Here is a 25,517-nt window from a genome sequence, read left to right on the forward strand (position 1 = left end):
TAGCGCGGAGCGGACGAGGTCACCCGCGTGTGACGTCGGAGACGTCGTGCAGGTACCCGATTCGGCCGTCCTCGTGCCGCACCACGAACGCTTCGCCACGGTCTTCGATCACGAGAGCCCACGCGGTCGGCCCGATGCGGAACACGGGGATGCCGATCTCGTCGACGACGTCGCGCTCTTCGGGCACGAGTGCCCAGAATGCCTGCTGGCGCGCCGGTTCGGCGGCGGGCTCGACCGTGGACGACGGCTCTTCGACGCGCTCGAACGTGTCGCGCGAGTGGGCGGGAGCGAAAGCGCTCGTGTCGGTGACCGACTCGGCAGGATTCGCGGCATCGGAAGCTGCGTAGGGCGATGGCGCGACCGGCGCGGGCGCGAATGCGCTGATGTCGGGGGCGTCGCCCTCGGATGCGCGGGGCGCGCGCGCGGGGCGCGGCGAGACCGGACGGATGGGGCGCGCACTGCGGTGGGCCGGCACCTCGGGACGGCCACGGAAGTCCTCGCAGAGGACGGGGATCACGGGGGCGAACACGGTCAGCACGACGCCGGCGAGCATGAGGACGGCTTCGACCCAGATGACCCATGTCCGGGCCCATGCGCCGGTCTCGATCGCGAACTCGACGGTCTCCCAGATCAGCTGCAGCCAGACGAGGGCCGCGACCGAGAACGCGACAGAGGCGAACTGGTCGATGCCGAGCGATCCGACCCGCCGAATGCCCTGCGGCGACAGGCGCCGCAGGGCGAGCAGGAACACCGCGACGGTCGGCACGGCGATCGCGAGGATCCAGAGGATCGCCGAAGTCCACACCGACTCGAAGCGACCCACATTGATCGAGAAGAACGAGACGACGAACGCGACGAGCCAGACTCCGGCGATGGCCACCTCGCGGATCGAGAACGGCCCGACCCCGTACTGCGGGGCATCCTCGGATGCCGCGACAGGCTCCTCGACGTCGAAATCCTCATCCAGCTGGTCGTCCGTCACGGTGCTCCCTTCCGGCCGCGCTCGGCGGCGTACGTCGATTTCATGCTACTCACGCCGTATGAGACGGAAATGAGATACGGCGTGGGTCAGCCGAGGCACTGCGGTCCGAGCAGTCCTTTGAGCTCGCCGTACAGGTCGGCCGTGAGCCGCACCTGGTGCGGCACCTCGAACACCTTGGCGACCGATCCGGCGTGCAGCTTCACCGTCACTTCGGTGTCACCCTTGTGCCGGTCGAGCATCTGGCGCAACTCCCCCACGAGCACCTCGCTGGCGCGGCGCTCCGGAATGACGAGGACGAGCGGGCCCGCAGCATCCATCGTCCCGAGATCGGGGGCGTACGCGGCCTGGGCGTGCAGATTGAGTCCGTCGTCGCGCCGCGAGACGCGCCCGCGCACGACCAGGATCGAGTCGGCGACGAGCATGGACGAGAACTCCGTGTAGGTCTTCCCCATGAACATCACCGTCACCTCGCCGTTGAAGTCCTCGACGGTGATCATGCCGTAGGGGTTGCCGCTGGCCTTGGCGACGCGATGCTGCACGCTCGTGACGAGACCGGCGACGGTCACCTGATCGCCATCGTCGACATCTTCGGATGAGAGCAGGTCGTGGATGCTCATCGAGGCATGCTTCGCGAGCGGGATCTCGAGACCCGCGAGCGGATGGTCGGAGACGTAGAGGCCGAGCATCTCGCGCTCGAACGCCAGCTTGTCCTTCTTCGCCCACTCCGGGCGCTCGGGGACCTTCGCCGGCATGACCTCTTCCGCCTCGTCGTAAAGGCTGTCGAAGTCGAAGCCGATCGCGCCCGTCGCCGCCTTGCGCTTGGTCTCGACGGCCGCCTCGGTGGCGTCTTCGTGGATCTCCATGAGCGCACGGCGCGTCGCGCCGAGCGAGTCGAACGCGCCCGCCTTGATCAGCGATTCGACGGTGCGCTTGTTCGAGACGTGCACCGGCACCTTGGCGAGGAAATCGTGGAAGCTGCTGAATCCTTCGTCCGCGCGGGATGCCACGATCCCGTCGACCACGTTGGCGCCGACGTTGCGCACGGCGCCGAGTCCGAAGCGGATGTCTTCGTCGACGGCCGCGAAGTAGCGGATCGACTGGCCGACGTCGGGCGGGAGCACCTTGATGCCCATGCGACGGCACTCGTTGAGATAGACGGCCATCTTGTCTTTGGAGTCGCCGACGCTGGTGAGCAGGGCGGCCATGTACTCGGCCGGGTAGTGCGCCTTGAGGTACGCCGTCCAGTACGACACGAGACCGTAGGCGGCCGAGTGCGCTTTGTTGAACGCGTAGTCCGAGAACGGCAGGAGGATCTCCCAGAGCTTCTGCACGGCGTCGTCGGAGTAGCCGTTGGCATGCATGCCGGCCTGGAAGCCCTCGAACTGCTTGTCGAGCTCGGACTTCTTCTTCTTGCCCATCGCGCGCCGCAGGATGTCGGCCTGGCCGAGACTGAAGCCGGCCACGCGCTGGGCGATGGCCATCACCTGCTCCTGGTAGATGATCAGGCCGTAGCTGGTGTCGAGGATGTCGGCCAGCGACTCCTCGAACTCCTTGTGGATCGGAGTGATGTCCTGCTGGCCGTTCTTGCGCAGCGCGTAGTTGATGTGGGAGTTGGCACCCATGGGGCCCGGGCGGTAGAGCGCGATGACGGCCGAGATGTCTTCGAAGTTGTCGGGCTTCATCAGGCGCAGGAGCGACCGCATCGGACCGCCGTCGAGCTGGAACACGCCCAGCGTGTCGCCTCGCCCGAGGAGCTCGTAGGACTCCTTGTCGTCGAGTTCGAGGTCCTCGAGAACGAGAGGATGCCCGCGGTTGGCCGCGATGTTGTCGAGGGCGTCGTTGATGATCGTGAGGTTGCGCAGCCCCAGGAAGTCCATCTTGATGAGGCCCAGCGACTCGCACGCCGGGTAGTCGAACTGCGTGACGATCTGGCCGTCCTGCTCACGACGCATGATCGGGATGATGTCGATCAGCGGCTCGCTCGACATGATCACGCCTGCCGCGTGCACACCCCACTGGCGCTTGAGGTTCTCGAGACCGACCGCGGTGTCGAAGACGGTCTTCGCCTCGGCGTCGGTCTCGATCAGCGCGCGGAACTCGGATGCCTCCTTGAAGCGGGGGTGGTCCTTGTCGAACATGCCCTCCAGCGGCATGTCCTTGCCCATCACCGCCGGCGGCATCGCCTTGGTGAGCTTCTCCCCCATGCTGAACGGGAACCCGAGCACACGGCCCGCGTCCTTCAGCGCCTGTTTGGCCTTGATCGTTCCGTACGTCACGATCTGGGCCACGCGCTCGTCACCGTACTTCTCGGTGACGTACTGGATCACCTCACCGCGGCGGCGGTCGTCGAAGTCGACGTCGAAGTCGGGCATCGAGACGCGGTCGGGGTTGAGGAATCGCTCGAAGATGAGGCCGTGCTGGAGCGGGTCGAGGTCGGTGATCTGCATCGCGTACGCGGCCATCGAGCCCGCGCCCGAGCCGCGCCCGGGACCGACGCGGATGCCGTTGCGCTTGGCCCAGTTGATGAAGTCGGCGACGACCAGGAAGTAGCCCGGGAACCCCATCTGCACGATGACGCCGGTCTCGTACTCCGCCTGCGTGCGCACCGCGTCGGGGATGCCGTCGGGGTACCGTACCTGAAGGCCGTTCTCGACCTCTTTGACGAACCAGGACTCCTCGGTCTCGCCGGCGGGGACCGGGAAGCGCGGCATGTAGTTGGCGCTCGTGTTGAACTCGACGTCGCAGCGCTCGGCGATCAGCAGCGTGTTGTCGCACGCCTCAGGGTGATCGCGGAAGATCTGCCGCATCTCGGCGGGCGTCTTGACGTAGTAGCCATCGCCGTCGAACTTGAACCGCTTCGGGTCGTCGAGCGTCGAGCCCGACTGCACGCACAGCAGCGCCGCGTGGCTGTTCGCGTCGTGCTGATGGGTGTAGTGGAGGTCATTCGTCGCGACGAGCGGGATGTCGAGATCCTTCGCGATCTTGAGCAGATCCGTCATCACACGGCGCTCGATCGACAGCCCGTGATCCATGATCTCGGCGAAGTAGTTCTCTTTGCCGAACAGATCCTGGAACTCGGCGGCCGCGGCGCGTGCGGCGTCGTACTGGCCCAGTCGCAGGCGCGTCTGCACCTCGCCCGACGGGCAGCCCGTCGTCGCGATCAGGCCCTTGCCGTACTTCTGCAGCAGCTCGCGGTCCATGCGCGGCTTGAAGTAGTAGCCCTCCATGCTCGCCAGCGACGAGAGGCGGAAGAGGTTGTGCATGCCCTCGGTGCTGTGCGAGAGCAGCGTCATATGGGTGTACGCGCCGGCGCCCGAGACGTCGTCGTCGCTCTGCTCGGGCGTGCCCCAGCGCACGCGCGCCTTGTCGGAGCGGTGCGTGCCCGGCGTGACGTATGCCTCGATGCCGATGATCGGCTTGATGCCGGCTTCTTTCGCGGTCTTGTAGAACTCGTACGCGGCGAACGTGTTGCCGTGATCGGTGACCGCGATGGCCGGCATCTTGAGACGCGCCGCCTCTTGCACCATCGGCCCGATGCGGGCCGCCCCGTCGAGCATCGAGTACTCGCTGTGCACGTGCAGGTGAACGAAGGAGTCGGATGCCACGGATCGAGTCTATGGATCGCTCCGACATCCGAGACTCCACGCACGCCCGCTCCGCGGGATTGCGGCCGGAGGTCGCGTCACCTTCGAGTTGAGGGTGAACCTGTCGATCGCGCGCTCATGCCAGATCGAGGCGCATGACCACGCGGGGAAACCCGTTCAGGACCGATTCGGTGTCGGCGGCTTTGCGGAACCCCGCCGCCCGGAAGAGCGCACGCGTGCCGACGTACGCCATGGTGAGGTCGACCTTCTCGCCCCTGTTGTCGACGGGGTAGCCCTCGATCGCGGGCGCTCCCCCGTCGCGGGCGAATTCGATCGCGCCGGCCAGCAGCGCGTGAGAGATGCCTTCGCCCCGATGGCCGGGGCGCACGCGGATGCACCACACCGACCACACGTCGAGGTCGTCGACGTGCGGGATCCTGCGGTTCGTCGCGAACGAGGTGTCCGCACGCGGATGCACGGCCGCCCACCCCACGACCTCGCCGTCGTCGTACGCGAGCACACCCGGCGGCCCCTGCTTCATGAGCGCTCGCACGCGGTCGCCGCGCGCCGTGCCGTGCAGAGCGAGATTCTCCTTGCCCGGCAGGCGGTAACTGAGGCACCAGCAGACGTTCGCGTCAGGGCGCTTCGGACCGACCATCGTCTTCACATCGGCGTACGTCGACGCCGGGACGACCTCGATCGCCACGTCAGCCCTCGTCGAGGGCGTACTGCCGCTGCCAGGACTCCGGACGCGGGATCCCGAGCCCGTACAGATACCGGATGAGCTGGCCGTGGTGCTGGGTCTCGTGCTCGAGCAGCGCGAACGCCTGGTCCACGGCGTAGTCGTCGGTGGGATCGAGATCGTCCAGGAACGCCTCGACGGCGGTGTGACTGCTGCGCACCGCCGCGCGAACGGCGTCGGCATCGCCGGTCGGCACATGATCCAGTGACGACGCGAAGCCCTGCCACGATCCCGCGCGCGCCGCCTTCGTGTAGCTCTCGCGCGCCCCGACGACGCAGCGCAGCTGATTCTGGATGGAGTCGGAGGGCAGCTCACGAAGGCGCGCGCCGAGGGACGACGCCGGGAGCTCGGCGACGAGGTCGGAGTACAGCTCGTTCGCGAGCGCGAGTCGCCGTCGCAGGGTGGACGTCAGAGGTGTCGTCATGCAGACAGCCTGGCACCGGCATCCGACACGCGCATCCGCGCTACTCGCCGCGGAGCACCGCGAGCGCGTGGGCGAGATCGGCCGGGTACTCCGAAGTGAAGGTCACCCATTCACCCGAACCGGGATGCGCGAACGACAGCTCGTGCGCGTGCAGCCACTGACGGGTGAGCCCGAGACGGGCCGAGAGAGTGGGGTCGGCGCCGTAGAGGGGATCGCCCACGCACGGATGCCGGTGCGCGGCCATGTGCACGCGGATCTGGTGCGTGCGCCCGGTCTCGAGGTGGATCTCGAGAAGCGACGCGCGGGGAAAGGCCTCGAGCGTCTCGTAGTGGGTCACGGAGTCCTTGCCGTCCGGCGTGACGGCGAACTTCCACGAGTGAGAAGGGTGACGGCCGATCGGCGCGTCGATCGTTCCCGCCAGCGGATCGGGATGCCCCTGCACCACCGCGTGGTAGATCTTCTCGACCTCGCGCTCCTTGAACGCGCGCTTGAGCGCGGTGTAGGCCCGCTCGGTCTTGGCCACGACCATGAGCCCGCTGGTTCCCACGTCGAGCCGGTGCACCACGCCCTGTCGCTCGGCGGCGCCCGTCGTCGCGATGCGGTAGCCGCCGGCGGCGAGGGCGCCGAGCACGGTCGGCCCCTCCCAGCCCACGGACGGGTGGGCCGCCACGCCCGTCGGCTTGTCGACCACGACGATCTCGTCATCGTCGTAGACGATGCCGAGATCGGGAACGTCGACGGGGATGACCCGAGGCTCCTCTTTCGGCGCCCATTGCACGTCGAGCCACGCGCCCCCGCGCATCTTGTCGGACTTCGCGAGCACCCGCCCGTCCAACGTCACCCCGCCCGCCTCGGCCACCTCGGCCGCGAACGTGCGCGAGAAACCGAGCAGCTTCGCGAGAGCGGCGTCGACGCGCACACCGTCGAGTCCGTCCGGCACCGGAAGGCTCCGCGACTCCACGTCAGTCCTTCGCCGCACCGGATGCCGCAGCATCCGTGCCGTCGTCACCCGATGCCGCCGCCTCGTCCGATGCCGCAGGCTCGCCGGCTGCAGCATCCGCCTTTCGGGACTCACGCGTGCCGTCGAGGCCGAGACCGACGAGCACCAGAAGGGCGACGCCGATCATCATCGACACGATGAAGATGTCTGCGACGTTGTAGATCGCCGGCATCATCCACGGAGTGTTGATGAAGTCGATGACGTGCCCGACCGGGAACCCGGGTTCGCGGAGCACCCGGTCGGTGAGGTTGCCGAGCACACCGCCGAGCAGCAGACCGAGGGCGACCGCCCACAGCCGCGAACGCACACGGGTCGCCGCGAGCCACGCGATCACGACCGCCACGGCGGCCAGCGCGATCGTGAAGACCCACGTCACCTCCTCGCCGAGCGAGAAGGCCGCACCGGGGTTGCGGACGAGATAGAAGATCAGGAAGTCGCCGATCACGGGAACCGGCTGCTCGTACGGCAGATTCTCGAGCGCGAGGTACTTCGTGAACTGGTCGGCGGCCAGCACCAGCACCGCGAGGAGCGCGATGATGGTGCCGGCCGCCGCCTTGCGAAGGGGGGGTCGGTCCGTCAAAAGACCGGCCTAGAGGCCGATGGACGACACGGGCGTGGAGCCCGACGTCGTTGCCGTCGTCTCGAGGTCGCGCAGCTTGCCCTCGATGTAGCTGCGCAGCTGCGCGCGGTAGTCTCGCTCGAAGTTGCGGAGCTCGGCGATGCGACCCTCGAGCTGCGAGCGCTCGCGGTCGAGCTTCGCGACCTCTTCGCGACCGCGGGTCTCAGCCTCGTTGATGATCGAAGCAGCCTGGGCCTTGGCGTCGGCCACGAGCTGGTCGCGCTGCGCGACACCCTCGGCGACGTGCTCGTCGTGGAGGCGCTGAGCCAGCTCGATGATGCCGGCGCTCGCCGCGCCCGGAGCGCTGGCGTCGGCGACGACAGCCGGAGCAGGAGCGGCGGCGACGGGCTCAGGAGCAGCGGGCTCGGCGGCCGCGACGGGCTCTGCAGCCTGCGCGGGAGCGGCGCCCGACTCGTAGGCGGCCAGCTTGGCCTTCAGCTCGTCGTTCTCGGCGATGGCCTTGCGCCACTCCACGACGATCTCGTCGAGGAAGTCGTCGACCTCATCCGGGTCGAAGCCCTCCTTGAAGCGGACGTGCTGGAACTGCTTGGTGACGACGTCATCGGGGGTCAATGCCATGGTGATTCCTCTTTCGAGCGCTCAGGTCGCTGGCCGATGTCGGGGATGACCCGCCGGCGGCTGGTCGTATCAGCCCAGCATAGCCGCGGGTCGCCGGGAGTGTTGAAGGACTTCGGTGCGTCCGGGCGTGGCGCGTCAGTTCGCGATGGCGCGCGTGACGCTGAGCAGGATGAAGCACAGCAGCATCGTCAGCGCGAACCCGAAGTCGATGGCGATCGCGCCGACGCGCAACGGCGGGATGAATCGCCGGAACAGCCGGATCGGCGGATCGGTGACGGTGTAGACGATCTCCGCGGCGACGAGCCCCGCCCCGCGCGGTCGCCATTCGCGGTTGAAGAACGGGATCCAGTCGATGATCAGCCGCGCGAGCAGCACGAAGACATAGAGGAGGAGCGCCAGATTGAGGATCGAGGCGATGAGCTGAACGACGGGCACGGATCCAGACTACGGCTGCGAGAAGGGGACCGACTCCGGGTCGGCCTGTGCGACGGCCCCGTCGCCCGACACGGCGACGTTCTCGGGCGAGAGCAGGAAGACCTTGCTCGTGACACGCTCGATGCGACCGTACAGGCCCAGCGAGAGACCGCTCGCGAAATCGATGAGACGGCGCGCGTCGGCATCGCTCATCTGCGAGAGGTTGATGATGACGGGGATGCCGTCACGGAAGTTCTCGGCGATGACCTGCGCGTCGCGGTACTGCTTGGGGTGCACGGTGACGATCTCGTTGATCGCCGCCGGGGCAGGCTGGCGCACCACGGCCGGGCGGTGGATCGGAGTCACCGGAGCCGCCTTCTCGACGACGCCGTCGCTCTTGCGAGCGCGCGGCTGCGGCGCGGGCTCGTCGTAGACCTCTTCCTCGTCGGCGAGGCCCAGGTACACCATGGTCTTCTTGAGCGGGTTCGACATCGCATCCTCCGTAGTGCTCATCTGTTCCGAGGTTAACCGCGCTCGGGTCGCGGGCCCGTGATTGCCGAGCCGATTCGTAGGTGTGTCGCGCCGGCGGCGATCGCCTCGGCGAAGTCCGCGGTCATGCCCGCGGAGATCCACGACGCCTCGGGGATCACCCGTCGCACGGTCGCGGACAGTTCTGGGAGACGCTCGAACGCGCGGGCGGGCGGCACATCGAGCGCTGCGACCGCCATGATCCCGCGAACGCGCAGCGTGGGCAGCCCGGCCACGTGCGCGGCGAGAGACTCCAGGTCGTCGCCGGTGGTGCCGCCTCGGCCGGGGTCGTCGGTGAGATTGACCTGCAGGAGCACGTCGAGGATCGGCGAGTCGGGAGACCCGGCCGCCTCGAGCGCGTCGGCGAGCCGCGCGCGATCGACCGAATGGACGACGGATGCCGCAGAACGGATCGCGCGGGCCTTGTTGGTCTGCGCCTGTCCGATGAAGTGCCAGCGAAGGCCCTCGCGCGGACCGACGGCGTCGACCTTCGCCGAGAACTCCTGCTGCCGGTTCTCCCCCACGTCGCGCACGCCGAGGGCGTACAGCCCCTCGACGAGCGCGGCGGGGTGGAACTTGGTGACGACGATCCTCGTTACGTCCGAGGGATCGCGCCCGGCCGCCGCCGTCGCCTCCGCGATGCGAGCGTCGACGGAGGCGAGCCGGGCAGCAAGTGCTTCGGCGGGCTCTGAGGACGGTGGCACGGCGTATCGCTCCTGAGCCCGGCGAGGGCTTTCTACTTGAGGAAGTCGGGGATGTCGAGGTCGTCGTCCCCGAAGGCCGAGTCGAACGACGTCTCGGGCAGCGACGCTCCGACCGGGACGGGCTCGGCCTGGTGGTCGTCCGCATCCTTGGCGGCCTCGTCGGCGGACTGCGCGGGCACCGCCGGCGCCGTGACGACGCGAGAGGCCGTGATCGGCTCGATACGCTGCTGCGGCTCACCGCCGTCGAATCCGGCCGCGATCACCGTCACGCGCACCTCGTCGCCGAGCGTGTCGTCGATGACGGTTCCGAAGATGATGTTGGCCTCGGGGTGCGCAGCCTCTTTCACGAGCTGTGCCGCGTCGTTGATCTCGAAGATGCCGAGGTTCGAGCCGCCCTGGATCGACAGCAGCACGCCGTGCGCACCCTCGATCGACGCCTCGAGCAGAGGCGACTCGACGGCGAGCTCGGCCGCCTTGATGGCTCGATCGGCGCCGCGCGCGGAGCCGATGCCCATGAGCGCGGATCCTGCGCCCTGCATCACCGACTTGACGTCGGCGAAGTCGAGGTTGATCAGGCCCGGCGTCGTGATGAGGTCGGTGATTCCCTGCACACCGGCGAGGAGCACCTGGTCTGCCGTGGCGAACGCCTCGATCATCGAGATGCCGCGGTCGCTGATCTCGAGGAGTCGGTCGTTCGGCACGACGATGAGGGTGTCGACTTCTTCCTTCAGCTTCGCGACGCCCGTCTCGGCCTGCTGCTGACGACGGCGACCCTCGAACGAGAACGGCTTGGTCACGACACCGATCGTGAGGGCGCCGATGGACTTGGCGATCTTCGCGACGACAGGCGCGCCGCCCGTGCCCGTGCCGCCCCCCTCTCCGGCGGTGACGAAGACCATGTCGGCGCCCCGCAGGGCTTCCTCGATCTCTTCGGCATGGTCCTCGGCGGCGCGGCGACCCACCTCGGGGTCGGCCCCGGCGCCGAGCCCGCGCGTGAGCTCGCGGCCCACGTCGAGCTTCACGTCGGCGTCGCTCATGAGGAGCGCCTGCGCGTCGGTGTTCACCGCGATGAACTCGACGCCGCGCAGTCCGAGCTCGATCATCCGGTTGACGGCGTTCACGCCGCCTCCGCCGACTCCGACCACCTTGATGACGGCGAGGTAGTTCTGGTTCTGGCTCATGCCGGCCTCCGTAGCCCTGGACCCTGTCTAAACCTTCAACCTCTAGTAGAGGTATAAAGAATTGCCGAGTATGCAATTCCTGCATTGAAAGTAAGCGGATGCCGCGGCGCGGCGCGGAGCCGTGCGGGCGTGTCGCGACATCCCGTCGCAGATCCGTCCTCCGAGGGCGTCAGCGGACGACGACGGCGTTGGGAGAGGACACGTCGTACTGCCGCACCGATGCGGGAGGACGCGCCGTCATGATCTTCGCCAGCACCGCGGCCTTGTCGGCGGACCTCTCCGCGCTGCCCCACACGACGGCGGTGCGGGTGGCCCCGAGCGTGAGCGTGACATCGTCCGGCGTACTCGCGGCGACGCGGGTGACCTGTGCGCGGATGTCGTCGGGCAGCGAATGCATGACCTGGCCGGCAGCGAGGAAGGCATCCGATCCCACGCCGCCGTCGATCTCGAGCACGGGAAGCCCCGCAGGCGCCTCGGCCGCCGTGGAGAGCGCCACCCCGGCCGCATCGACGACGGTCGCTCCGGCCCGCGTCTCGATGACCCCGATCGGGGTGCGCTCCACGATCCGCACGACCAGCTCGTGCGGCGGCCGCGCTTCGAGCGTGTACGACTCGACGAGCGGGAACGCGATGAGCGCCGCCTTCACGGCGCTCTCGTCGACCAGCGGGATCGGCGTCCCGAGCTGAGCGTCCAGTGCCGCCACCACCTGTGCGTCGTCGAGCTGCTCGGCGCCGACCACCGTGATCGTCTCGACGGCGAAGAGCGGGCTGTACGCCGCGCCGAGCGTACCGAGTGCCAGCACGACGACCGCGGCGACCGACCCGATCCACACGGCCCGCCGACGGCGCTGGCGGGTGGTGAAGCGGCGGACCTCGGCGCGGAGGGCCTTCCGGCGTGCACGCGCCGCACGCCAGACTTCGCTCCAGCCGATCGACTCGGCGTCCGGCGCGGGACGGGGCGCAGCATCCGGACGCGTCGCTACCGGCGACGCCTCGGCGCCCGACGGCGACGAGGGGCCGGTGAGCGGGATCACCGGCGCCGTGCCGAGATCCTCGTCGAGGACGTCGGCGGCCGAGCTCACCGGCTCGGCCGAGTGCACCGGGGCACTGGGCTTCGCCTCGCCACGCACGGGCGGCGGCAGCGGCGAGGGCCGGCGCATCCGCTCCTACTCCCCCTCGTCCGCGGGCCCGATGGCGTCGAGCGCTTCGAGGACCTGCGGAATGATGAGGTTCACGTTCCCGCAGCCCAGCGTGATGACGAAGTCGCCGTCGCGCGCGACGGACGCGGTGTACTCCGCGGCCTCCTGCCACTCCGGCACGTAGTGCACGTGCGCGGGGTCGGCGAACGCGTCGCTCACGAGTTCTCCCGTCACTCCGGGCACCGGGTCCTCGCGGGCGCCGTAGACGTCGAGCATGACCGTGTGGTCGGCGTGGTCCTCGAGCACCTGGGCGAACTCGCGATACATCTCCTGGGTGCGCGAGTACGTGTGCGGCTGCTGGATCGCGATGATGCGTCCGTCGCCGACGACCGTCCGGGCCGCGATGAGCGCCGCCTCGACCTCGGTCGGGTGATGCGCGTAGTCGTCGTACACGCTGACGCCCCGGCGGGACCCGTGGAGCTCGAACCGCCGGACCGTGCCGGCGAACTCCTCGACCGCGCGCACCGCGGGCTCGAGAGCGAACCCGAGCGTGAGCAGCACCGCGACGGCTCCCGCGGCGTTGACGGCGTTGTGAGCGCCGGGCACCGGCAGCCGTCCGGACGCCGTCTCGCCTTCGTGGTCGAGCGTGAACGCGACGGGACCGTCGGTGCGGATGTCGCGCACGCGCACCGTCGCATCGGCGGACTCGCCGAACGTGACGACCCGCGAGTGGGTGAGCCGTGCGGTCACGAGGCGTGCACCGGCGTCGTCGGAGGAGATCACGACGGCCTCGCGAGCGCCGTCTCCGAAACGGGCGAACGCCTCATAGAAAGCTTCGCTCGAGCCCCAGTGGTCGAGGTGGTCCGGATCCACGTTCGTGATGAGCGCGACCGAGGTGTCGTAGAGCAGGAACGTGCCGTCGGACTCGTCGGCTTCGATGACGAAGAGGTCGTCCGAGCCGGTGCCGCTCGAGACGCCGAGCTGCGCGATCACCCCGCCGTTGACGAACGTGGGATCCGCATTGAGCGCGCGCAGAGCGGTGACGATCATGCCCGTCGACGTCGTCTTGCCGTGCGCGCCGGCCACCGACACGAGGCGGCGCCCGCCGATGAGCCAGTGGAGCGCCTGCGAGCGGTGGATGACGTGGAGACCGCGCTCCCTCGCGAGCAGGAACTCCGGGTTCTCCGGCCAGATCGCACCCGTGTGGACGACCGTGTCGACGTCGTCGCCCAGATTCGCGGCGTCATGCCCGACGTGAACGGTGGCGCCGAGCTCGGCGAGCTCGCGCAGCGCTCGACTGTCAGCGCGGTCCGAGCCCGATACGCGGATGCCGCGCGCGAGGAACATGCGAGCGAGTCCGGACATGCCCGATCCGCCGATGCCGATGAAGTGCGCGGCCTCGATGTTCTCGGGGATGGGAAGGGAGAGGTCGGGTCTGATCATGACCCGTCAATCCTAAGTTGGCTCGCGCCCCGCACGGCCCCGGCGCGCTGGGTACGCGGGCCGGCGTCAGCGCCCCGGGAGGTCCAGCGCCTGGTCGATGAGGGCGACCACGTTCTCGGTGCCGGTGCGGGTGCCGACGGATGCCGCCGCCTCCACCATCTGCGCGCGCCGCCCCTCGTCGGCCAGCAGCGGCACGATCTCGGCGCGGACCCGGTCGCCGGTCAGCTCGGCATCGGGGATGAGGATCGCCGCGCCGGCACGGATCGCCGACGACGCGTTGAGCGCCTGCTCCCCGTTGCCCACGGCATACGGCACATAGACCGCCGGGATGCCGAGCGCACTGATCTCGCTGACGGTCGCCGCCCCGGCCCGCGAGACGATCAGATCGGCCAGGGCGAACGCGAGATCCATTCGATCGACATAGCGGCGGACCGCGTATCCGGGCGCTTCGGGGTCCGAGAGGTCGGACCGCTCCCCCGTCACATGGAGCAGCTGCCATCCCGCCGCGACGACGTCACGCCACGCCTCGCCGTGGCCCTCGCCGAACGCCTCGTTCAGACGCTGCGCGCCGAGCGAGCCGCCGAACACGAGGAGCACCGGACGCGCGGCGTCGAGTCCGAAGTGCGCGGCGGCGACAGGGCGCAGCGTGCCACGGTCCAGGTCGACGATCTCGCGTCGCAGCGGCATCCCGACGACGAAGGAGCGCTTGAGCGGGGTGCCCTCGAAGGCGACGCCGACCTTGGCCGCCGTGCGCGCGCCGAGGACGTTCGCCATGCCGGGGCGCGCGTTGGCCTCGTGCACCACGAACGGCACCCGCGCGCGCCGCGCGGCGACATAGGCGGGCGCGGAGGCATAGCCGCCGAACCCGATGACCACGTCCACCCCGCGCGTCCTCACGTGCTCGCGCACCTGTGCCACCGCCCGCGGGAACCGCATCGGGAAGGATGCCGCAGCGCGATCGGGACGGCGAGGGAACGGCACTTTGTCGACGAACAGCAGCTCGTACCCGCGTTCCGGCACGAGCCGGGCCTCGAGACCCTCGCGCGTTCCGAGGACGAGGATCTCGGCATCCGGCTCGCGCTCGCGCAGCGCATCGGCCACGGCGAGCAGCGGGTTGACGTGCCCGGCGGTGCCACCGCCGGCGAGAAGGTACGTCGTCACCCACCGAGCCTATCCGGCGCGCCGCTGGCCCGGAGATCGCCGGTTCTCCGGGCGCCCCGCTTCCGCCGCATCCTGGGAAGCGGCGATCTCCGGGGAATCGCAGCCGGGTCAGCGGACGCCGGATGCCGCCATGCGCCGTGCCGCGGCGAGGTCGATCGCCGCCTGGCGGCGGGCGACAGCATCCGGCAGCGTGCGCGCGAAGGCGAGCAGCACGCCCGACGCGACCAGCACCGACAGCAGCGACGTGCCTCCCTGCGACATGAACGGGAGCGGCACGCCCAGAACCGGGAAGACCCGCAGCACGACGCCCACGTTGATCAGCGCCTGTCCGACGATCCAGACGGTGATGCCGCCGGCGGCGATGCGCACGAACGGGTCGTCGGTCTTGCGGATGATGTGGAAGGCGCCCACCGCGAACAGGGCGAACAGCGCGAGCACGACGCCGCAGCCGATGAGTCCGAGCTCTTCGCCGACGATCGCGAAGATGTAGTCGTTCGCTGCCGCGGGGAGCCAGTCGTACTTCTCGCGCGAGTTGCCGAGTCCCAGCCCGAAGACGCCGCCGCTCGCGAGGCCCCAGATGCCGTGCAGCGGCTGATAGCAGTCGTTGAAGTAGTCGTCGAGGCAGTTGGGGTTGAGGAAGCTCATGAACCGGCGCATGCGGTCGGGACTCGTGATCGCGAGGAACGCGACCGCCCCGGCCGCCGCGATCGCCGGGAGGATGAAGATGCGCAGCGGGACGCCCGAGAAGAACAGCGCACCCAGCACGATCAGCACGAGGATCATCGCCGTGCCGAGGTCGTCGCCCGCGAGGACGGTCGCGATCGCCAGTCCCGCCACCGGCACCAGCGGGATGAACACGTGCTGCCACTTGCGCAGGTGGTTCTGCTTGCGGAAGAGCACAAGGGCGACCCACAGTGCGAGCGCGAGCTTGAGGAACTCCGACGGCTGCGCCTGGAATCCGGCGATGATGATCCAGTTGCGGTTGCCGTCGGCACCGTGACCGAGCGGGGTGAACACCAGCAGCTGGAACACGATGGCGAAGATCAGCGCCGGCCACGCCATCTTCTTCAGGAACGGCACCGGCAGGCGGCTCGCGACGAACATCAGCGGGATGCCGACCACGGCGAACAATCCCTGCTTCAGCACGATCTCCCACGGCGCCTCGCCCCGCGCCGTCGCCGTCGCCGACGTCGCCGAGAGCACCATGACCAGGCCGAACACCGTCAGCAGCAGCGCCATCGACGCGATCAGCAGGAACTCGCTCGGCACCGGCGCGAACACGCGCCCGAGTGTCACCCGCGCGGCGAGACCACGGCGAGCAGGCGGATCAGGCGGGGTCTGCGGGGCCGGTCGGGTCCGCGGCTGCGTCGTGCTCACCTGCGGCCCCCGTCTCGATGCGTTCCCTCACTGCGGTCGCGAATCGGCGACCCCGGTCGGCGTAGGAAGCGAACTGATCGAAGGATGCCGCGGCGGGGGCGAGCAGAACGACGTCCCCGTCACGCGCGATCCCAGCCGCCAGTTCGACGACGCGCGCCATGACGTCTTCAGTCTCGGTCGCCTCCACCTCGAACAGGGGCACCCCCGGCGCGTGTCGCGAGAACGCCGTCACCACCGCTTCGCGCTCGACCCCGATGACGATCGCCGCTTTCGCCTGCGCGCCGCGCCCGGCGATGAGCTCGGAGATGTCGACGCCCTTGAGGAGGCCTCCGACGATCCATACCGCACCCGGGTACGCGGCGAGTGACGACGCGGCGGCGTGAGGGTTCGTCGCCTTCGAGTCGTCGACCCACGCGACGCCCTCGTGCCGTGCGACGAGCTCGATGCGGTGCGGGTCGAGCCGGAAGCCGCGCAGGGCCTCGCGCACGTTCCCCGGCGAGACGTCGAGCGAGCGTGCGAGCGCCGCTGCGGCGAGGACGTTGGCGGCCATGTGCGGCGCCGCGAGTCCGAGTTCGGCCAGTTCGGCGACGGTCGTGAGCTCGAGCGCGCTCGTGCGGCGATCGTCGAGGAACGCACGGTCGACGAGGATGCCGTCCACCACCCCGACGTCGCTCGGACCGGGAACACCGAGATCGAAGCCGATCGCCCGTGCGCCCTCGACGACGTCGGCATCCTCGACCATCGCCCGGGTCGCGGCATCCGCTTTGTTGTACACGCACGCGACGCGCGTGTTGTCGTACACGTGGGCCTTGGCCTGGCGATACGCCTCAGCCGAGCCGTGCCACTCGAGGTGGTCGTCGGCGAGGTTCAGGCACACTGCCGCGTGCGGCGAGACCGGCTCGGGCGAATCCTGCAGCCCGAGGTACCACAGCTGGTGGCTGGACAGCTCGACGACGAGCGCGTCGAAGCCTGCGGGATCGCGGACAGCGTCCAGCACCGGGGTTCCGATGTTGCCGACCGGCGCAGCGCGCAGGCCGCCCGTGACGAGCATCGTCGCGGTGAGCCGGGTGGTCGTGGTCTTGCCGTTCGTCCCGGTGATGAGGATCCACTCGGCAGGAGTGCCGTCGGCGCGCACGACCTTGTCCCGCACGCGCCACGCGAGCTCCACGTCCCCCCACAGGGCGATGCCCGATTCGCGCGCCCATTCGATGAGCGGATGCCGCGGCGAGAACCCCGGAGAGGCCACGACGACGTCAGGGGCGAAGTCAGCGAGATCCGCGGGCACCGTCTCGAGCGGGCCGGTCCACAGGCGCACCCCGATCACGGGGAGCAGGCGCGCGTACTCCTCATCGGCGCGTTCGGTGACGACGAGCACGTCGGCACCGAGCTCCGCGAGGGTGTCGGCGACCGAGAATCCGGTCACCGACAGGCCGAGCACCGCGACCCGCAGGCCCTTCCAGTCCGCGTGCCAGCTGGTGAGGGTGTTCAGGCGATCCGAGGTCATGTCTGGGAGAGCCACTCGACGTAGAAGAACCCGATCCCCGACACCGCGAGCAGTCCGGCGATGATCCACATCCGCACGGTGATCTTCACCTCGGGCCAGCCACGCATCTCGAGATGATGGTGGAAGGGACTCATGAGGAAGAGTCGCTTGCCGCGGGTCGCCTTGAAGTAGAGGCGCTGCAGGATCACCGAGCCGGGGCCGATGATGAACACTCCGGCGACCAGCACCGAGAGCAGTTCGGTGCGGGTGAGGATCGCCATCGCCGCGATGACACCGCCGATGGCCATCGACCCGACATCGCCCATGAAGATCTCGGCCTTGGGCGCCTGCCACCACAGGAAGCCGACGAGCGCGCCCACGACCGACGCCGAGACGATCGCGAGATCGAACGGATTGGGCGTGGGATAGCACGCCGACAGCGCGCCCGGCGAGAGACCCTCGCCACCCCAGCACGCCTGGTTGAACTGCCAGAAGGCGATGAGACTGTACGCGCCCGTGACGAAGATTCCGGCACCCGCGGCGAGGCCGTCGAGCCCGTCGGTGAGGTTCACGCCGTTGGAGTAGGCGACCCCGATGAAGGACGTCCAGGCCAGGTAGAGCAGCCAGCCCAGGATCGGACCGAGCGCCATGAACGACAGCACCGGCAGGTCGCGGAACACCGATACGTACGGCGACGCGGGTGTCTCGCCCCACGTGTTGGGGAAGTTGAGCGCGACGATCGCGAACGGCACCACGACGAGGATCTGTCCGACGATCTTGCGCCAGCCGCTGAGGCCGAGGCTGCGCTGACTGCGCACCTTCATGTAGTCGTCGATGAAGCCGATCACGCCGAAGCCGACCATCATCCACAGAACCAGGAGACCCGAGATGGTCGGCGGGTTGTTGCCGGTGAACGCGCCGACGAAGTAGCCGACCAGCGTGCCGGCGATGAAGATCGTGCCGCCCATCGTCGGGGTTCCGCGCTTTGCGCCGTGGCTGGGATTGTGGACGTTCTCGGGGGTGCGGATCACCTGTCCCCAGCCCCACTTCCGGAAGAGCCGCAGGAAGATCGGGGTGAGGAAGAGCGTGAACGCCAGCGAGATCGCGGCCGCGGTCAGGAGGGATCTCACGAGAACGATTCTCCCAGACGATCGCCGAGGAACCGCAGACGCGCCGAGTTCGAGGACTTCACCAGCACGCGGTCGCCGTCGCGCAGCTCGGTGAGGAGGTAGTCGTATGCCTCGTCGTCGGTGGCGAAGAACACGGCTTCCGCGTCCCACGATCCCTGGGCGACGGCCTCGAGATACATGCGCCGGGCGTCGGACCCGACGACGACGATCCGCTTGATCCCCAGCCGCACAGCCAGGAGTCCGACCCGGTCGTGCTCCTCCTCGGCGTGCTCGCCGAGCTCGCTCATCGCACCGAGCACGGCGACGGTGCGCTCTTCGGGACCGGTGATCTGCGCGAGAGTGCGCAGCGCGGCGGCCATCGAGTCGGGACTCGCGTTGTAGGCGTCGTTGATGATGCGCACGCGCTCCGAGCCCATCGGCTGCATGCGCCAGCGCTCGGCCAGCTCGACCGTCTCGAGCCGCGTGATGCATGCGGCGAGGGACACCCCGAGTGCGGTGGCCGCGGCGATGGCGGCGAGGGCGTTCATGACGTGGTGCTCGCCGAGCACGCGAAGCCGGAGCGGCAGGGATTCGCCGTCCGCCGTCACGACGCACGAGGTTCCGGATGCCTCCACCACGACGTCGTCCGCACGCACCTGCGCTCCCTGGCCACGACCGAACCAGCGCACCGAGACGCCCTGCTCAGCCGCGATGGGGGCCATCGCCGCCACGCGGGCGTCGTCGGCGTTGAGCACGGCGAGCCCGCCCGGGCGCAGCGCCCGCACGAGTTCGGACTTCGCGGCGAACGTCGCCTCGATCCCGCCGAAGCCCCCCGCGTGCGCCATGCCCACCATGAGGACGATGCCGAGGTCGGGCTCGACGAGCCCGGCGAGACGGGCGATCTCGCCCGGGGCGCTCGCTCCGAACTCGCTCACGAGGAATCGCGTGCCGTCGGTGACGCGCAGCATCGTGAGCGGCGCGCCGACCTCGTTGTTGAAGGACGCCTTCGGCGACACGGTCTCGCCCTCGTCCTCGAGGATGCGGGCGAGAAGGTTCTTCGTGGTGGTCTTGCCGTTGGAGCCGGTGATGCCCACGATGCGCAGCGCTCCCCTGTCGCGCACGGCGGCGACGACGTGGCGGGCGAGGTCGGCGAGAGCATCGACTGCGCTCGGCACGACGATCTGGGTCACCGCGGAGTCGACGATCCGCTCCACGATGGCGACCACGGCGCCGTTGGCCACGGCGGCGTCGACGAAGCGATGCCCGTCCGTCTCCTCACCGGGCTTCGCGACGAAGATGCCGCCCGGCTGGATCAGACGGGAGTCCGTGTCGACCGCGCCCGAGACGACGGTGTCGGCCGTGGCGCCGCCTGCGAGCACCGCGTCGCCTCGAACGGCATGGGTGAGCTGGGCGATGGTGAGGGCGATCATGTGTTCTCCGGCCGGATCGAGAGGTCACCCGAACTTGGGCAACAGCTCCGGTGCCGACGTCGCGGGCATGACGCGATAGGTCTTGAGGACCTGGGTCATCGCCTGCTGGAACGTGGGCCCGTTGGCCGCAGACGATGTTACCGTTTTGGGCTCGTCGAGCGTCACGATGACCAGGTACTGCGGGTCGTCCGCGGGAGCGAAGCCGAGCATCGTGGTGAAGTACACCCCGCGCTTGTAGCCGCCGTTGACGAGGTCGGGCTTCTCACCGGTTCCGGTCTTCCCTGCGATGCGGTATCCGGGAATCTGCACCATCGGCGCGAATGTCGACTGCAGGAAGACGTTCTCGAGCATCTTCCGCATCTGGACGGATGTGCTCTCCTTGAGCACACGCGTGGGCTCGGGCTCCTCGGGCTCGACGACGGTGCCGTCGGCCTTCGTGCAGGACTCGACGAGCGAGAGCGGCACCTTGATCCCGCCGTTGGCGATCGCCGCGTACGCACCCGCCAGCTCGGGGACCGTCGTGGTCAGACCCTGTCCGAATGCGGTGTTGTACGTGGTCTGGGCGCCCCAGTCCTCGATCGGGCGCAGCAGGCCTGTCTCCTCACCGCTGAAGTGGACGTCGCTTCCCGACCCGATCCCGAACTTCTTGAAGTAGTCGTAGCGGACCTGCGGCGACACCCGCTCGCTGAACTTCGAGATGCCGGCGTTCGACGAGTCCACGAGGACGCCCGTGAGCGTGTACGTGAAGGCCGGATGCTGGAACGAATCGCGGGCGAAGGCGCCGTTGGCGAAGAGCTCGTAGCCGGAGGCCACGACGGTGGAGTTGGGGTTCTGGCCGCCCGCGTCGATCACGGTGGCGGCCGTCAGGCCCTTGAACGTCGAGCCGGGCTCGAAGGTGCCCTCGAAGATCCTGCTGCCGCGCACGCCGTCGAGCGCCGTGGGATCGTTGGGGTCGATGGTCGGATACTCGGCGGCGGCCCTGATCTTGCCCGTGTTCACCTCGACGACGAAGATCGAGCCGGCCTCCGCGCGCCGCTCGACGACCTCCTCGCCGATGAGCTGCTGCAGGTACCACTGCAGATCGCGGTTGATCGTCAGCTCCAGCGTGCCGCCGTCGACGGCCGGCTGCTCGCGCCGCGTCCCTGGAATGATGACGCCGTCCTTGCCCCGCTGGTAGACGAGAGCGCCGTCGGTCGCCTGCAGGCAGTCGTCGTAGGACCGCTCGAGACCTTCGAGTGCGTCGCCGTCGGTGCCGATGAAGCCGACCAGGTTGCCGGCCACGGCGCCGTCGGGGTACGCCCGAGCGGGGTGCTGGACGCACGCGGTGTACGGGGTTCCCAGGTCCATCAGCGCGCGGTACTGCTCGGTGCTCACGCCGTTGCGCAGCAGGGCGTATTCCGACGTCGGATTCTCAGCGAGCGTGTCGGCCACGATCGCGCGCACTTCGTCGGCCGTCTGACCGGTGATCTCGGCGATGTCGGCCGAGACGTCCACCCACGGGTCGGCGTCGGACTTGTCAGCGGCGATCTCGGCGTCGATCTGCGAGATCAGCAGCGGGCTGAGCTGGCAGTCGTACTCCAGGATGCTGCCCGCGAGAGTCTGCCCGGACGCGTCGACGATCGACCCCCGCGTGCCGTGCAGGACCTGTCCACCCTTGAGGGCGACCTCGAGGGAGTCGGCGACGTGATCGTCGGCGTTGACGACCTGGATGTCGACCAGGCGCACGATGAACGCGCCGAGGACCGCCAGGACGACGGCGAGGGCGACGACGGTGCGGCGACGAGGGCTGCGGGTGCTGCGGGTCGTCATGTCATCAGTGTGTGCTCGGCGTGGGCAGTCCGTCGGTGATCGGCGGCGGAGTGTTGGCGACTCCGCTGTCTTCGACGGGAGTCACGGGGGCGACGGGCTTGCCCTTGATCGTCGCGTCGGGCGCCGTGACGAGGGGCGTGTCGGTGATGAGTGCGTTCGGCACCACCCCGCGCCCGATGGCGTCGACCGACGAGCGACCGTACGACACCTGCCCCGCCCCGAGGAGTGCCCCGTCACTCAGGCGGAGGTAGTTCGGCGACTCGTCGATGACCATGCCGAGCGCCGCCGCGTTGGCCGCCAGGTACTGCGGCGAGCCGAGTCCGGCGACCTCGTCGTACAGGATCTGCTTCTTGAACGTCAGGTCGCGCTGCTGCGAGCTGAGGCTCGAGAGCTCGTATGTGGCCTGCGTGGTCATGATCGACAGCGCCATCTGCGCGCCGGCGATGACGAACGCGCCGAGCACGGCCACGACGCCGTACAGCAGCTTCGGGCGACGCCGACGCGCCGGAGACGGGACGGCCCACAGGCGGCGGTCCGGGGACTCCGTCTGCACCGGCGCGACGGTTGGAGTGCGCAGGGCGCTCGTTGCGGTGCTCACGCGTTCTCCCGAACTCGCTCGGCGGCGCGCAGACGCACCGGGGTGGCTCGGGGGTTCACGGCGCGCTCCTCGTCGGAGGCGAGCTCCGCGCCCTTGACGAGGAGGCGGAAGCGCGGTGCGTGCTCGGGCAGCTCGACCGGAAGCCCGGCGGGCGCGGTCGAGGAGGAGGCATCCGCGAATTCGCGCTTGACGAGGCGGTCCTCGAGGGACTGATAGGCCAGCACGACGATGCGACCGCCGACGGGCAGGATGCTGAGCGCCGACGGGATCGCGTCCTCGAGCACGGACAGCTCGCGGTTGACCTCGATCCGCAGCGCCTGGAAGACGCGCTTCGCCGGGTGACCGGTGCGCTGCACCGCAGCGGGCGTTGCCGCCTGGAGGATCTCGACGAGCCGGCCGGAGCGCTCGATCGGCGCCTCTGCGCGCGCGGCGATGATCGCGCGGGCGTAACGGCCCGCCAGCTTCTCCTCGCCGTAGCGCTCGAAGATGCGACGCAGGTCGCCCTCTCCGTAGGTGGCGAGGATGTCAGCCGCCGTCGTACCGGACGACTGGTCCATGCGCATGTCGAGCGGCGCGTCGTGCGAGTACGCGAAGCCGCGGTCGGCCACGTCGAGCTGAAGCGACGAGACGCCGAGGTCGAAGAGGATGCCGTCCGCGGCCGCGAAGCCGGCGCCGGTGACCGCCTCGGCGATGCCGTCGTACACCGTGTGCACGAGCGTCACGCGGTCGCCGAAGCGGCTGAGGCGCTCGCCCGCGATGCGCAGTGCGTCGGTGTCGCGATCCAACCCGATCAGGTGGAGACCCGGGAACCGCTCGAGGAACGCTTCGGAGTGGCCGCCCATGCCGAGGGTCGCGTCCACGAACACCGCCCCGTCGCGCTGGAGCGCCGGGGCGAGCAGTTCGAGGCAGCGCTCGAGGAGGACCGGGGTGTGGATGTCGCGGAGGCTCATATCGATCTGGACCCTGGTCCCTCGGCCCTGATCCCCATCCGCTCCGACCTGACACCGGGGAAGTGCGTCAGGGAGGGCGGCTGGGAGTCAGGACCGAGGGCTCAGAACAGGCCCGGGATCACCTCCTGCTCCAGCTCGGCATAGCTCTCTTCGTTCGCGTCGGCGTAGGTGTTCCAGGCGTCGGCGTTCCAGATCTCGGCGTGGGCGCCCACGCCGGTGACGACGAGGTCGCGCTCCAGGCCCGCGTAGGCGCGCAGCGGGACCGGAAGGGTGATGCGGTTCTGGCTGTCGGGCTTCTCGGCGCTCGCGCCGGAGAGGAACATGCGCAGGAAGTCACGGGCCTGCTTGTTGGCCAGCGGCGCCTCGCGGATGCGCTCGTGCACGCGCTCGAATTCCTCGGTGCTGAACACGTAGAGGCAGCGGTCCTGACCGCGCGTCACGACGACGCCCCCGCCGAGGTCGTCGCGGAACTTCGCCGGGAGGATGACGCGGCCTTTGTCGTCGAGTTTGGGAGTGTGCGTGCCAAGAAGCATCGGCTCATCACTCCCCTTCGACCGGCCCCCGCAGGATGCTCGCCACTTTACTCCACTTCCCTCCACTTTGTCATCAACTTCGGGGGTATTCCTCCCCGGCGCCCCCTTCCGGCGCGGGTGCCGTGGTGCCGGGGCAAAGAAAAAGCACCGACCCGGAGGTCGGTGCTTGTCTCTCGCGTCAGCGGAGGGTGCGGATCAGCGCTCCCCTTGGCGCTTGTCCCATCTGTCGTTCATGCGATCCATGAAGGAAGCGCTCTGATGTGCGGAGGGAGACGGCTTGGCGGGCTCTTCGCGAACGCGCCCGGGGCCGCGTGTGGGAGTGACGGCGAGGAGCACCCCGCCCAGCATCACGACGAAGCCGATCACACCCACCACGATGAGCGGAAGCGAGACGCCGACGATCAGCCCGCCCAGACCGAGCAGCACGAGGATCGTGCCGTACACGATGTTGCGGTAGCTGAGAGTGCGGCCGTCGCGGGGCGCACTGACGACGTCGGCGTCGTTGCGCATGAGATGGCGTTCCATCTCATCGAGCAGACGCTGCTCCTGTTCGGAGAGTGGCATGCATCCCCCTCTTTTGCTCGGGTACGACGATTCTACGCGTGCCGTTGATCACTAGGCTAGGCCCGTGTCCGCCTCTCCAGACCCGGTTGAAGCCATTTCCCAGCGTCTGGACATGTTCGTCTCGGCTCAGCGTCAGGACGCGGCCCATCTCGGATCCGAGGCCGACCTCTTCATCGAGGCCGCCGCCGCCGCCGTATCGGGAGGCAAGCGCCTGCGCGGGCGATTCTGCGTCGCGGGGTGGAGGGTAGTGGAGGAGGCCTCCGGGCCTGCGGGTCCGGCGCCCGCGGATGTGGTGGCGGCCGCGGCATCCCTCGAGGTGTTCCACGCCGCAGCCCTCGTCCACGACGACGTGATCGACAACTCCGACACCCGCCGAGGTCGCCCCGCCGCGCACCGCGCGATGGAGGCCTCGCACCGTGGAGCGCAGTGGGCCGGGGATGCCGCATCCTTCGGCCGATCGGCAGCCATCCTCCTCGGCGACCTCCTCGTCGCGTGGAGTGACGACCTGTTCGAGGAGGGGCTGACCCTCGCTCAGCCGGCGCGCGCCGCGGCCGCGCGAGGCGAGTACGCGACCATGCGGCGCGAGGTCACGATCGGCCAGTTCCTCGACATCGCCGAGGAGTCCGCGTTCGTCACCGAGCCCGACGAGCGGCACGCGGAGCGGGCGCTGCGCGTCGCGTCCCTGAAGTCGGCGCGCTACAGCATCCAGCAGCCCCTTGCGATCGGCGCGGCGCTTTCGGGCGCCGACGCCGCGCAATCCGCAGCATTGGCGGCGTTCGGACACCCCGTGGGCATGGCATTCCAGCTGCGCGACGACGTGCTCGGCGTGTTCGGCGACGAGCGCGAGACGGGCAAGCCGTCGGGCGACGATCTTCGCGAAGGAAAGCGGACCGTCCTGATCGCGTATGCGCGGGAGGCGCTGGCTCCCCCGGCTCGGCGGATCATCGACGAGCTGCTGGGTGACCCGACGTTGGATGCCGGTCAGATCTCGGCACTCCAGCGGACGATCGTCGAGAGCGGCGCCCTCGAGCGGGTCGAGGCGCTCATCGCGGACTACGCGCGCGAAGCCGAGCGGGCGCTGTCGGGCGCGCGACTGGGAAACGCCGCGGTGGGAGAGCTGCGCGATCTCGCTCGCGCAGCCACTGTCCGCGTCACCTGACGGGCG

Annotated in this window: 24 protein-coding genes; 1 reads left to right on the top strand and 23 read right to left on the bottom strand. The window is 69.3% G+C overall.

Annotated features, from left to right (window positions below; genetic code table 11):
- Positions 1-19 precede the first annotated feature (19 nt).
- The 23 genes from OL358_RS15345 to OL358_RS15455 form a co-directional block, all read right to left on the bottom strand.
- The gene (locus OL358_RS15345) at positions 20-982 is read right to left on the bottom strand and encodes a hypothetical protein (RefSeq protein WP_264710924.1); all 963 of its coding nucleotides are present in this window, start codon (positions 980-982) and stop codon (positions 20-22) included.
- Positions 983-1,068: 86 nt separating this feature from the next.
- Positions 1,069-4,539 (bottom strand): DNA polymerase III subunit alpha, encoded by a 3,471-nt coding sequence (dnaE, locus tag OL358_RS15350; RefSeq protein ID WP_413631686.1) that lies wholly within the window; start codon positions 4,537-4,539, stop codon positions 1,069-1,071.
- A 163-nt stretch (positions 4,540-4,702) separates the two neighbouring features.
- On the bottom strand, positions 4,703-5,272 hold the full coding sequence (locus OL358_RS15355; RefSeq protein ID WP_264710926.1) for a GNAT family N-acetyltransferase: 570 nt from the start codon (positions 5,270-5,272) through the stop codon (positions 4,703-4,705).
- A gap of 1 nt (position 5,273) precedes the next feature.
- Positions 5,274-5,732 carry a hypothetical protein gene (locus tag OL358_RS15360; RefSeq protein ID WP_264710927.1) on the bottom strand — a complete coding sequence of 153 codons (459 nt, stop codon included), beginning with the start codon at positions 5,730-5,732 and terminating at the stop codon, positions 5,274-5,276.
- Between the two features lie 40 nt (positions 5,733-5,772).
- Complete coding sequence (locus tag OL358_RS15365; RefSeq protein WP_264710928.1) at positions 5,773-6,693, bottom strand: RluA family pseudouridine synthase; 921 nt, start codon at positions 6,691-6,693, stop codon at positions 5,773-5,775.
- A gap of 1 nt (position 6,694) precedes the next feature.
- Complete coding sequence (gene lspA, locus OL358_RS15370) at positions 6,695-7,312, bottom strand: signal peptidase II (protein WP_264710929.1); 618 nt, start codon at positions 7,310-7,312, stop codon at positions 6,695-6,697.
- Between the two features lie 9 nt (positions 7,313-7,321).
- The gene (locus OL358_RS15375; protein WP_264710930.1) at positions 7,322-7,930 is read right to left on the bottom strand and encodes a DivIVA domain-containing protein; all 609 of its coding nucleotides are present in this window, start codon (positions 7,928-7,930) and stop codon (positions 7,322-7,324) included.
- A gap of 135 nt (positions 7,931-8,065) precedes the next feature.
- A complete protein-coding gene (locus OL358_RS15380; RefSeq protein ID WP_264710931.1) occupies positions 8,066-8,365 on the bottom strand; it encodes a YggT family protein in 300 nt (99 codons plus the stop codon).
- Between the two features lie 9 nt (positions 8,366-8,374).
- Positions 8,375-8,836: a cell division protein SepF gene (locus OL358_RS15385; protein ID WP_264711035.1), complete on the bottom strand. Its 462-nt coding sequence runs from the start codon at positions 8,834-8,836 to the stop codon at positions 8,375-8,377.
- 32 nt (positions 8,837-8,868) lie between these two features.
- On the bottom strand, positions 8,869-9,576 hold the full coding sequence (locus OL358_RS15390; RefSeq protein WP_264710932.1) for a YggS family pyridoxal phosphate-dependent enzyme: 708 nt from the start codon (positions 9,574-9,576) through the stop codon (positions 8,869-8,871).
- A 32-nt stretch (positions 9,577-9,608) separates the two neighbouring features.
- The gene (ftsZ, locus tag OL358_RS15395; protein ID WP_264710933.1) at positions 9,609-10,757 is read right to left on the bottom strand and encodes a cell division protein FtsZ; all 1,149 of its coding nucleotides are present in this window, start codon (positions 10,755-10,757) and stop codon (positions 9,609-9,611) included.
- Positions 10,758-10,926: 169 nt separating this feature from the next.
- The gene (locus OL358_RS15400; protein ID WP_264710934.1) at positions 10,927-11,916 is read right to left on the bottom strand and encodes an FtsQ-type POTRA domain-containing protein; all 990 of its coding nucleotides are present in this window, start codon (positions 11,914-11,916) and stop codon (positions 10,927-10,929) included.
- Between the two features lie 6 nt (positions 11,917-11,922).
- Positions 11,923-13,338 carry a UDP-N-acetylmuramate--L-alanine ligase gene (gene murC, locus OL358_RS15405; RefSeq protein WP_264710935.1) on the bottom strand — a complete coding sequence of 472 codons (1,416 nt, stop codon included), beginning with the start codon at positions 13,336-13,338 and terminating at the stop codon, positions 11,923-11,925.
- Positions 13,339-13,404: 66 nt separating this feature from the next.
- Positions 13,405-14,499: a UDP-N-acetylglucosamine--N-acetylmuramyl-(pentapeptide) pyrophosphoryl-undecaprenol N-acetylglucosamine transferase gene (locus OL358_RS15410; RefSeq protein WP_264710936.1), complete on the bottom strand. Its 1,095-nt coding sequence runs from the start codon at positions 14,497-14,499 to the stop codon at positions 13,405-13,407.
- A gap of 108 nt (positions 14,500-14,607) precedes the next feature.
- A complete protein-coding gene (gene ftsW / locus OL358_RS15415) occupies positions 14,608-15,780 on the bottom strand; it encodes a putative lipid II flippase FtsW (protein ID WP_413631662.1) in 1,173 nt (390 codons plus the stop codon).
- 46 nt (positions 15,781-15,826) lie between these two features.
- Complete coding sequence (murD, locus tag OL358_RS15420) at positions 15,827-17,380, bottom strand: UDP-N-acetylmuramoyl-L-alanine--D-glutamate ligase (RefSeq protein ID WP_264710938.1); 1,554 nt, start codon at positions 17,378-17,380, stop codon at positions 15,827-15,829.
- Positions 17,377-18,489 carry a phospho-N-acetylmuramoyl-pentapeptide-transferase gene (mraY, locus tag OL358_RS15425; protein WP_264710939.1) on the bottom strand — a complete coding sequence of 371 codons (1,113 nt, stop codon included), beginning with the start codon at positions 18,487-18,489 and terminating at the stop codon, positions 17,377-17,379. The genes murD and mraY overlap by 4 nt, the downstream gene beginning before the upstream one ends.
- Entirely contained in the window at positions 18,486-19,898 is a 1,413-nt protein-coding gene (locus tag OL358_RS15430; protein WP_264710940.1) for a UDP-N-acetylmuramoyl-tripeptide--D-alanyl-D-alanine ligase, read from the bottom strand. Before OL358_RS15430 ends, mraY begins: the two co-directional genes overlap by 4 nt.
- A gap of 24 nt (positions 19,899-19,922) precedes the next feature.
- Positions 19,923-21,707: a peptidoglycan D,D-transpeptidase FtsI family protein gene (locus OL358_RS15435; protein ID WP_264710941.1), complete on the bottom strand. Its 1,785-nt coding sequence runs from the start codon at positions 21,705-21,707 to the stop codon at positions 19,923-19,925.
- 4 nt (positions 21,708-21,711) lie between these two features.
- On the bottom strand, positions 21,712-22,305 hold the full coding sequence (locus OL358_RS15440) for a hypothetical protein (RefSeq protein ID WP_264710942.1): 594 nt from the start codon (positions 22,303-22,305) through the stop codon (positions 21,712-21,714).
- The gene (gene rsmH, locus OL358_RS15445) at positions 22,302-23,255 is read right to left on the bottom strand and encodes a 16S rRNA (cytosine(1402)-N(4))-methyltransferase RsmH (RefSeq protein ID WP_264710943.1); all 954 of its coding nucleotides are present in this window, start codon (positions 23,253-23,255) and stop codon (positions 22,302-22,304) included. The genes OL358_RS15440 and rsmH overlap by 4 nt, the downstream gene beginning before the upstream one ends.
- 101 nt (positions 23,256-23,356) lie before the next feature.
- A complete protein-coding gene (gene mraZ / locus OL358_RS15450) occupies positions 23,357-23,788 on the bottom strand; it encodes a division/cell wall cluster transcriptional repressor MraZ (protein ID WP_264710944.1) in 432 nt (143 codons plus the stop codon).
- 195 nt (positions 23,789-23,983) lie between these two features.
- Positions 23,984-24,352: a DUF3040 domain-containing protein gene (locus tag OL358_RS15455; RefSeq protein WP_264710945.1), complete on the bottom strand. Its 369-nt coding sequence runs from the start codon at positions 24,350-24,352 to the stop codon at positions 23,984-23,986.
- Between the two features lie 112 nt (positions 24,353-24,464).
- Here OL358_RS15455 and OL358_RS15460 point away from each other — a divergent pair, with 112 nt between their 5' ends.
- Positions 24,465-25,511 carry a polyprenyl synthetase family protein gene (locus OL358_RS15460; RefSeq protein WP_264710946.1) on the top strand — a complete coding sequence of 349 codons (1,047 nt, stop codon included), beginning with the start codon at positions 24,465-24,467 and terminating at the stop codon, positions 25,509-25,511.
- Positions 25,512-25,517 lie beyond the last annotated feature (6 nt).

Source organism: Microbacterium sp. SSM24 (assembly GCF_025989145.1).
GTDB lineage: Bacteria > Actinomycetota > Actinomycetes > Actinomycetales > Microbacteriaceae > Microbacterium.

Excerpts from the sequence above, each read along its gene's own strand:
- dnaE (WP_413631686.1), bottom strand. The coding sequence starts at position 4,539 with ATGCTCGACGGGGCGGCCCGCATCGGGCCGATGGTGCAAGAGGCGGCG.
- OL358_RS15360 (WP_264710927.1), bottom strand. The coding sequence starts at position 5,732 with ATGACGACACCTCTGACGTCCACCCTGCGACGGCGACTCGCGCTCGCG.
- OL358_RS15375 (WP_264710930.1), bottom strand. The coding sequence starts at position 7,930 with ATGGCATTGACCCCCGATGACGTCGTCACCAAGCAGTTCCAGCACGTC.
- OL358_RS15385 (WP_264711035.1), bottom strand. The coding sequence starts at position 8,836 with ATGTCGAACCCGCTCAAGAAGACCATGGTGTACCTGGGCCTCGCCGAC.
- ftsZ (WP_264710933.1), bottom strand. The coding sequence starts at position 10,757 with ATGAGCCAGAACCAGAACTACCTCGCCGTCATCAAGGTGGTCGGAGTC.
- OL358_RS15400 (WP_264710934.1), bottom strand. The coding sequence starts at position 11,916 with ATGCGCCGGCCCTCGCCGCTGCCGCCGCCCGTGCGTGGCGAGGCGAAG.
- murC (WP_264710935.1), bottom strand. The coding sequence starts at position 13,338 with ATGATCAGACCCGACCTCTCCCTTCCCATCCCCGAGAACATCGAGGCC.
- murD (WP_264710938.1), bottom strand. The coding sequence starts at position 17,380 with ATGACCTCGGATCGCCTGAACACCCTCACCAGCTGGCACGCGGACTGG.
- OL358_RS15430 (WP_264710940.1), bottom strand. The coding sequence starts at position 19,898 with ATGATCGCCCTCACCATCGCCCAGCTCACCCATGCCGTTCGAGGCGAC.
- OL358_RS15435 (WP_264710941.1), bottom strand. The coding sequence starts at position 21,707 with ATGACGACCCGCAGCACCCGCAGCCCTCGTCGCCGCACCGTCGTCGCC.
- rsmH (WP_264710943.1), bottom strand. The coding sequence starts at position 23,255 with ATGAGCCTCCGCGACATCCACACCCCGGTCCTCCTCGAGCGCTGCCTC.
- mraZ (WP_264710944.1), bottom strand. The coding sequence starts at position 23,788 with ATGCTTCTTGGCACGCACACTCCCAAACTCGACGACAAAGGCCGCGTC.
- OL358_RS15455 (WP_264710945.1), bottom strand. The coding sequence starts at position 24,352 with ATGCCACTCTCCGAACAGGAGCAGCGTCTGCTCGATGAGATGGAACGC.
- OL358_RS15460 (WP_264710946.1), top strand. The coding sequence starts at position 24,465 with ATGTTCGTCTCGGCTCAGCGTCAGGACGCGGCCCATCTCGGATCCGAG.